Origin of the sequence: Myroides sp. WP-1 (assembly GCF_014145635.1) — a bacterium.
Classification (GTDB): Bacteria; Bacteroidota; Bacteroidia; order Flavobacteriales; family Flavobacteriaceae; genus Flavobacterium.
In genome coordinates this window covers 1-8,838 of sequence record NZ_JACHTC010000033.1, presented here as the reverse complement: position 1 = coordinate 8,838, position 8,838 = coordinate 1, and the positions used below count along the sequence as shown (strand labels likewise).

The window sequence follows — 8,838 nt, the reverse complement described above, 5'->3', positions numbered from 1 at the left end:
ACACAGTTGATTGCTACTATTAATAATTAAGTTGTACCCAACCTGTTCTGACTTTTCCGTTAGAAACAACTACATAATAATATGTTCCTACTGGGAGCAATTTATCAGAATTGTTCTGTCCAAACCACTCCTTCTTATACCCTAATCCGTGTGAGTAAACTTCTACCCCGTTACGGTTAAAGATTTGAATCTTCGAAATTCCGTGTTGACTCAAGTCAAACGTATCATTTAAGCCATCTCCGTTTGGTGAAATACCCTTCGGAATTGGACAGTCTTCATAGCTTATAGTAAAGCTTTTCTCATCGATACATTCTGTTCCGCGTTTTCCTTTGTTGTATGCATAAACGTAAATCGTTTGCGGTTTGATAACTGGAGCGCCTGCTTTTAATTCTTCTCCTTTTCCATCTGGTTGAGTAAAGTATTTATTGTACTTCGATGGTTCTGGCAAGAAGTAAATATCACACATAAACGTTTGATCAGCGATATCATCTGCTATTGCTTCATCAATAACTTCAACGGAGAATGACGTTTGTCCAGAACATCCATTTTCGTCTTCGCGATAAATGTAGAATGTACGGACACCAATCTCGCTATAAGAATCCCCAGCTTCGTATTTATTACCTTTTCCATATTCCTCTGTATAGTATGCTTCTCCTGCAGCTAATTCAGGAAAAACAAAAGCACCACAAACATCTTCATTCTCTAATTTGGTAACTTCTAACGGAGGTTTAACAATTGCTTTGAACGTTTTAAACTCACTACATCCCGTGCGTTTATTGGTCAATTTAACATAGAATGTACGGTTCGCTGTTAACTTGTAAATAGGATCTAACACGTTGACATGTGCGTTCATATCCTCTTCACTTTCAAAATACGAAACATCATATTTCTCAGGATCTAAACTACCTAAAACAGCACTATCATTATCATTTAAATCGACAAAAAGTTCTTCTCCTGATAAACTTGTACATCTAATAAGATCGTTTGGTGTTCCAATACTGAAATCCTCTTTTACAAATTTAAACTCTTTGAATAGTACTGTTTCATCCCCACAAATCTCGTACTTCGCTTTAGCTGTATACGTTACTGTTTCAGTTACGGCGATGTCGATTTTTGCCTCAGAAGAAAAGAACTCCCCGTCTTTCTCCCAAGAGAATTCTGCTGTTGAATCTCCATTTGGAGTAAAACGCCATGCTTCGTTTTGCGTAGACCAAGGCCCTGTATTACGCCCTGGAGGTGCAATTCCAGCTGTACCGTCAGCATTTTGAAGTCCGATAATCGCATTTCTAGACCACTCATCACATAAAGAATGTCTATTTTTTACATACACCTCTATAATATTTGTTCCTTCATATATTACGATTTGAGAAGTCTGTGTTGTTCCATCTACATCATCTGGATTAAACGCACATCCTGATCCACTTCCATACATACCTAAACGATATACGTTAAATACCAACGTTCTACATGGTGCTTTACCGATAATCTGGTAGTTTATCGAGTGATCTGCTGGTGCTTTATCTTCTCCTGGGTGTGTATCTTGGAATACCCCCATAATCGAATTAATTGTAGGTCCTTGACTACCTCCAGGATCACTTGGAATAAGACCTGTAGGCCAATATGGAGCTCCACCTTGCCTAGGCACATAACGTCCGCCAGGAACTACTCCTTGAATACTAAAAGAAATTGTTCCATTGGTGTTAATCAACGCCTTATCGTATTTATTTCCATAGAAACAAAAATCAAAGCCTAAATCAATCACATCAGACCAAACATCATCTGATGTCAACTCTACAGCTCCACCTCCTTTAAAAGGGAACGGCGGTTTGTATTCAATGGATGACACCTCATACGAATTGGTTTTCAAGATATCATAATACGAAGCACCTAGTTCAAAGTTAAATGTTCCTTTCTCACAAATAACATATTCTCCATTCGCGTTCTTCTCTAAACCTTCAAGATCTGAAAATTCAATATCTGCTTCTACATTCGCACAGCCAGGCGGTGGAATAAACGAGATAATTCCCACTTTGGACCAACGTCCTTTATCTGTATCTGAACAAATCGGTCGTACATAAAAGCGGTAGAATTGATCATCTCCTGTTGGATTAGGATTGACAAACACATATGAATTTGTATCAACTATAATACCTGTTGACGCATTACCAGGTAAAACTTCATTATCTAATGGCACGATATACACTTCCCATTGAGTTTCTATACCTTGGGTATCCCATGTCAATGATACACGCGATGGCGCACCATCCAAAATTTCTGATTGCAAATTCTCTACCCCTGGACAAGTAATTACTGTGATTTTAACATTGTCAATGGCTGCTGGAGGTTGTTCCCCACTATATTCATTTTGCGTCCACTCAAAAACCAAACGCACGCTACTTCCTGCATAAGCAGTTAAATTGAGCACTGATTCTTGTCGAACAAACTCATATCCTTGACCGTTGAAAACACCTCCTATTTGAACGCGATCATCTCCTTCAGTAATTTGTTCGCCAGCTATTGGACTATATGTCACAGGTACTAACCACACTTTGAAGTAGTCGTATTTATATTCTGAGAAACCTTGTCCCATACAACGCCAGTCAAACGAAAGAAACCCTTCTCTTACACCTGCTGGTATTGCAATATCTCGGTAGGCATGGGCAATTGTAGCACGCTCAACATCGTACACATTTGACAATCCTCCGTCATTAGAGATATAAAGTGATTTAGAACCACCATTACTAATAGCTCTTCCAATCACCCATCTGTTAATGGTATTAGATCCTACTGTCCAGTTATCATCGCCTTCAAATTTCTCATCAAAAGGAACTTCAGCTGGAATCTGGCCTGTAACAACCGAAATAGGCACCCACAAGCTTTTACTTGTTGCACTACAGATCGAGCGAACCCAGATGTAATAACGTGTATTAGGTGTTAACCTTTCTATTGTATAAGGATTATCTGTTGTTGTAACAGATCCCGTTACTGTATCTCCTGGTAGTCCAACGTTGGTCGTTGAATAGTAAATTTCATAATCACTCTGTCCTTCCACAACAGTCCATCCCACTGTAATCGAGGTAGAAGTAACATCCGTAATAACAACACCTGCAGGTTCAGTACAAGTAATCACTGCAATTTCTAAATTGTCTATAGCTGCTGGTGGCTGATATTCACTCCAAGAATCATTTGTCCACTCAAACAACAAACGCATAGTTTGCCCTGCATAAGCTGAACCGTCAATTACAATTCGCTCATTCCTAAAAATAGAATTAAGATTATATTTTATTTTTCCAATTTGTACTCCTCCACTATTAGCTACAGTGGTTTGAACACGGGGTACAGGCGAATAGGTAATAGGGACAAGCCAAACTCTCATAAAATCACTAGACTCCCCTAACAAACGCCAATCGAAATTAATTCCAATATTTCCGGCACCTGTTGGAATAATAAAGTCCTTATACACATGAGAAACTTGACTGGTGCTATTTGAAATATACTCATTTGCACTTCCTCCATTACCACTAATGTAAAGCGAGCGTTGACCGCCATTACTCGTAGCGTTACCGGTATACCATTTATTGATTTCGTCATTTACCCTTGCATACGGTTGATCTATTTCGAAAGTATCTCTAAACGGCAAGTTTACAGGCACTAAAGCAGTCGTAACTTTAAGTGGTCCTTTCCATAAACTTTTATTTGTTGTAGTACATAGTGAACGTACCCAAATATAGTAATCTGTATTACTTGTCAAACCTGTAAACGTATGATTGGTTGTACTCACCGTTGCTCCAGCAACCGTTTCGGCAGGAGGAGTTGGTGCTGTGGTAATCTTCGCTTCATAGTTTGATACGCCTGTAACTGCATCCCATTTCGCTTTGACACTCGTCGTTGTGATCGTCTCAGACATCAAATTTTGTGGTTGAAGACAGCTTGAATAGTTCAATTTCAAATTATCGATGGCCGCTGGAGGGTTTACCCCTGTATAATCGTTATTTTTCCATTGAAACACTAATCGCATGGTTTGTCCTGCAAATGCAGAAATATTCACCACAATACGCTCCGCTGTAAAAGCTGGATTCTGACTATACATCGTACGTCCTAATCGCACTCGTCCGGAACCTGTTGAAATATCTGAACCTGCTGTTGGTTGATAACCTACAGGAACAGCCCATACGGTAAAAAAGTCGTAATTATACGTATCTCCCATAGATCTCCAATCAAATTGGACCTCCAGTTCTGCTGCACCTGCAGGAATACTAAAGTCTTTATACACATGTGAAGTTTGAGTCCTATTTGGGTTATATTCATTCTTCACACCATTATCGTTACTGATATAAAGAGATTGTGTCCCCCCATTTTGAACAGCCGTTCCAATATGCCATTTATTGGTTGTGTGATTTACAAAAGCATATGGTTCATCTCCCTCAAATCCATATGAATAAGGAAGAGTCGCAGGCACTAATGTAGTTTTCACTATTAACGGTCCTTTCCACAAACTTTGGTTTGTAGCAGAACACAGCGAACGCACCCAGATATAATGCTCTGTATTGCTATCTAAATCCTCAAAAGTATAAGTTGTACCATCAACCACTGTTCCAACAGTTTCAGTTGTTGGCTCCGTTGAAGAAGTTGATATATACGCTTCGTATTGCTCCACATCTTCTACTTCTTCCCAAGTAACTTTTACGCTATCTGAAGTTACTTCATCCAACACTAAATCTGCAGGTTGTGTACAAGATGCATAATTAATTTTCAATTCCCTAATCGCTGCAGGCGGATTATCCCCTGAGTAGTCATTTTGTTTCCATTCAAACACCAGACGGAAGTTCTCCCCTACTAAATCAGCGACATTAAATACTAAATGCTCGTTAATAAAATTAGCATTTTGAGCATATATGGTACGCCCTAGTCGCTTTCTACCCGTTGCATTTGTAATTTCTGTTCCCGCTGTAGGTTCATATGAAGTAGGAACGATCCACACTCTAAACCCATCATAGTCATAGGCATCTCCAACTGATCGCCAATTGAATAATATTTCCACTTGTTCTGCTCCCGTTGGAATGGTAAAATCTTTAAAAACATGAGAAACCTGCGTGATTGAATTCAAGTATCTATTCGTTACTCCCTCGTCACTACTAATAAACAGAGCTGCTCCCTCTGTAACATTAGTTGCAGTTCCAATAAACCATTTATTCCTTCCGTGATTGGCAAAACCATAGCTTCCCTCCGTTTGAAAATCATCTTCAAAAGGCAGCGTTGCAGCAACCAAAGAGGTTGTAAAAACAATCGGTTTGGTTGTCCACGTTGTGCGAGAATTATCCGCACAGATGTTGCGCATCCAAACATAATAGGTTGTACGTTCTTGCAAGTTACTCACGACCAAAGATCGATCCTCTTCAGATTCAAGCGTAGCCGTTGGCGTTGTTGTCTCTGTTGGTGCCGTATTACTTGTCGCTATATAGTAATCAATTCCATTAGTTTCTGAACCAGTCAACAAGCCCCAATTCAGCTGTACGCTTGAGGCAGTTACGTTAGTCGCATTTACGTTTATTGGAAAATAACAACTAGGTAGTTCTACTCCCTGGATAAACAATCTTGGAAGGTATTGATATCTACCATATGCTGATGCATTTCCTCCTTCTGGGGTAAAGAATGCATCCGCAGAGCGCAAAATTCCTCTATATCCATTTGTTGCATAAGTAGAGAAACTCGAACCGCTAGAATATCCCGCAGCATTTTCGTAAACTGCAATCGCAAGATTACTCACCCCATCCCACTCGAAAGGAGTATCAAACACAATCTCGGTCCAGTTGTTCGCAACCAAACTAACTGTTCCTTCAAAAACTTGAGAAAACTGACTGTGAGACATCCAATCACTAGCCGAAGTACCTGTAAATGACCCTTTAGTTGTATTGGTCAAATACACTTTCCACGTATTATAATTGGCTACAGTACCCGTACCCGTATAAAAGAATTTTATGCGTTGAACTAATACATTATCTCCCAAAACGTCTCCAATCTCTTCAGCTGTATAAATCATCTGAGAATAATTATACCCATTATAGGAATACAAAGGCAAGTAGTTATCTACTCGACCAGCTCCTCCTCCAATTACACCAACTTCTGATGTTTTGAAATTAACCGCCGGTGAAAAATCTCCAACAAGCTGATCCGCACAATTTGCACGGGTGTAAATTGTATAATTCGTATCTGCCGTTAGCCCATTTACAACGATAGGAAGTGATGTTAGATCCGTAACAGTTCCTGAAGCAACCAATCCTGTTGCTCCCGATCCAGCTGCTCCAGCTGTTCGAACTTCGTAATAAATCGACTGGGTGGTTGTTCTTTCCGTTACATTAAATTCAACGCTCGATGATGTTAATCTAACAATGCTAGGCGCAATCACTGCACACAGAATCTCATCACCAAAAGTAATTCTCAGATTCGGCCTGAACCCTCCTGACACTTCTGATAAGTTGTCTGTAGGAGGTGAACTATCTTTTCTAGCTTCAAAGTGCATTCCTGAAGTTGCAGTCCCCTTTATGTCATAACTCGCACCTGTTAATCCAGAGCCCCCATAATTTGTCTCGACTAATACAAGCAAATTATTCGTCCCTCCAGAATAGGAAAAAGAACCTCCAAACGCAAAAGCATAGAATCCAGTTGCCGTCGGATTCATAGTTCCTTCGTAAACCAAGGTAGCCCCTGTCGTAAAGGAGCTCCAATCAGCCGCAGTTATTGTAGTAGCCGTTGTTTCTTTCAGATAAATTTTCACGGGTCTACTTGCCGTTCTAAGACTACCGATATTCCAAGCCAACTGATTAATAAATCCCGCTTGTCCAATCTCGGTTGACGTGTACAAAGCAGCTGATCGCTCATACCCCCAGGTGGTTCCAAAAGGATGCCGCTCAGTGAGGGTGCCCGTACCAATAGTCACTTCTTGCCCATAAGTGAACCAGACACTTAGTAGGAAAAAGAAGAGCATCGTAATTTTCTTCATACGTATTCGTTTTAAGTTAGTTATCATCAAATATATGATTTTTTTATAAAAATGTTAACAAATAATAAATATTAACTTCTTGTAAACCAAAATACAGCAAGCATTGTTTTTCTTTTTATATAAAAAAAACACAAAAACAAATAATAATTACAAAAAACAAGCGTAATTAATTTTTAATTATCGAAATCAAATAGTCCTTTATAAGAATTTATTGTTAATAATTTATTTTTAGTACCTAAAATAAAAAAGCCCCCACCCGATGATCGGATGAGGACTTTTTAGAACTATACTAAACTTAATACTTAAACTAATTTATTTGATTATAACGAATTCGCTTCGTCTGTTGATCGCGTGATCTTCTTCCGAGCAGTTCGACTTACAATCGATTTTCGGTGCGCTTGCGCCATATCCTTGTGATTCTAAGCGGTAAGCTTCAATCCCTTTAGACAAGACATATTGTACCGTCGTTTTCGCGCGGTTCTCCGATAACTTCTGGTTGTAGGTCGCACTTCCGCGGTTATCTGTATGAGAGCCTACTTTAATGCGCATCTGTGGATTGCGCTTCATCACTTTCACTAACTTATCCAGCTCAAACGCTCCTTGTTGCGTGATGTTTGATCGGTTAAACTCGAAGTAGATATCCCCTAAGATGATCTCGTCTTTAGTGACAATCACTTCTATCGGACGCAACGCTACATTCACTAACTGACGACCGCCTTTGCGGTTCAATGGTACTTCTACTGACTTGCCCTCGAAATCCTCTTTGTCTACCTGCAAGTGATAAAACTTATCACAATCTACTACGTATTCTACAATACCGCGGTGATCCGTAAACTTCGTCTCAATTAGGTTCTTGCGATCGTCAAAGATATCCACGCGCGAGCCTTCTAATAACTTACCTGTATCTTTGTGCGTTACCGTTACATACATCTCGGTATTACAAACCGGTTTCGCTTTGTAGATATCATCGCGACCAATGCGGTTGGTAGAGAAGAATCCGATGTCTTTACCTGGGTAGAATGAGAATGCAAAATCGTCTTTCGCCGTATTGATCGGAGAGCCTAAATTCTTCGGCTCTGCTTGTGGAATTGCTAAGTCTACCATGTAAACATCTAAACCTCCAAAGCCCTTGCGTGAATCTGAGGCAAAGTACAACTTACCATCTTCTGAGATAAAGGGAAATGACTCTCGCCCTTCGGTATTGATCTGACTTCCCATATTTACAGGTGTTCCGTAGTTTCCTTCTTCATCAATCTCCACTTTCCAGATATCGGTACTTCCCATAGTTCCCGGCATATCAGAAGAGAAGTAAAGCGTGCGACCGTCTTTGCTCACACTCGGGTTACTAACAGAGTAATCACTACCGTTAAACGGTACTGGTTCAAAATCCGTCCACTTGTCTTTCTTCTTCGTAGCGCGAAACACACTAACTTTTCCAAGCTTCACTAGCTTGGCTTTGTTCTTGGTAAACTTTCCTGCACGGAAACTCTCCGTAGCAAAGTACATCGTCTGACCATCTCCTGTTACAGTAGCTGGTCCGTCGTGATACTTCGTGTTCAACTCTGATACAGGCTCTACATCATACAATGGGTCATCAGCGTTTTTGTATTTCGCTTGGTAGATATCCAAATAACCTTGGTTATCCCAGCCATACTTTTTCTTCGAGTTATTACCTGCTCGTGTAGAGGCAAAATAAAGCGTATCTCCCGTTGTTAAGAAGGCTCCGAAATCATTCCCTTGACGGTCATTGATCCCTGATTCTTCATAGGTAAAAAGCTCCTCTTGCGCACGTAAACGCGGAATGTAATCGGGCTCGCGTAAAAAAGCAATCGCGCGCT

General features: G+C 40.1%; 2 protein-coding genes. Both read right to left on the bottom strand.

The genetic code is table 11. The features are described from left to right. Window positions 1–19 precede the first annotated feature (19 nt). On the bottom strand, window positions 20–7,000 hold the full coding sequence (locus H4K33_RS15925) for a fibronectin type III domain-containing protein (RefSeq protein ID WP_182650786.1): 6,981 nt from the start codon (window positions 6,998–7,000) through the stop codon (window positions 20–22). 312 nt (window positions 7,001–7,312) lie between these two features. Continuing rightward, on the bottom strand, window positions 7,313–8,838 hold a 1,526-nt coding region (locus tag H4K33_RS15920; protein WP_182650784.1), incomplete at its 5' end, for an OmpA family protein.

What these genes read in the sequence shown, in the direction of transcription:
- H4K33_RS15925 (WP_182650786.1), bottom strand. Translation starts at nt 7,000, where the DNA reads ATGAAGAAAATTACGATGCTCTTCTTTTTCCTACTAAGTGTCTGGTTC.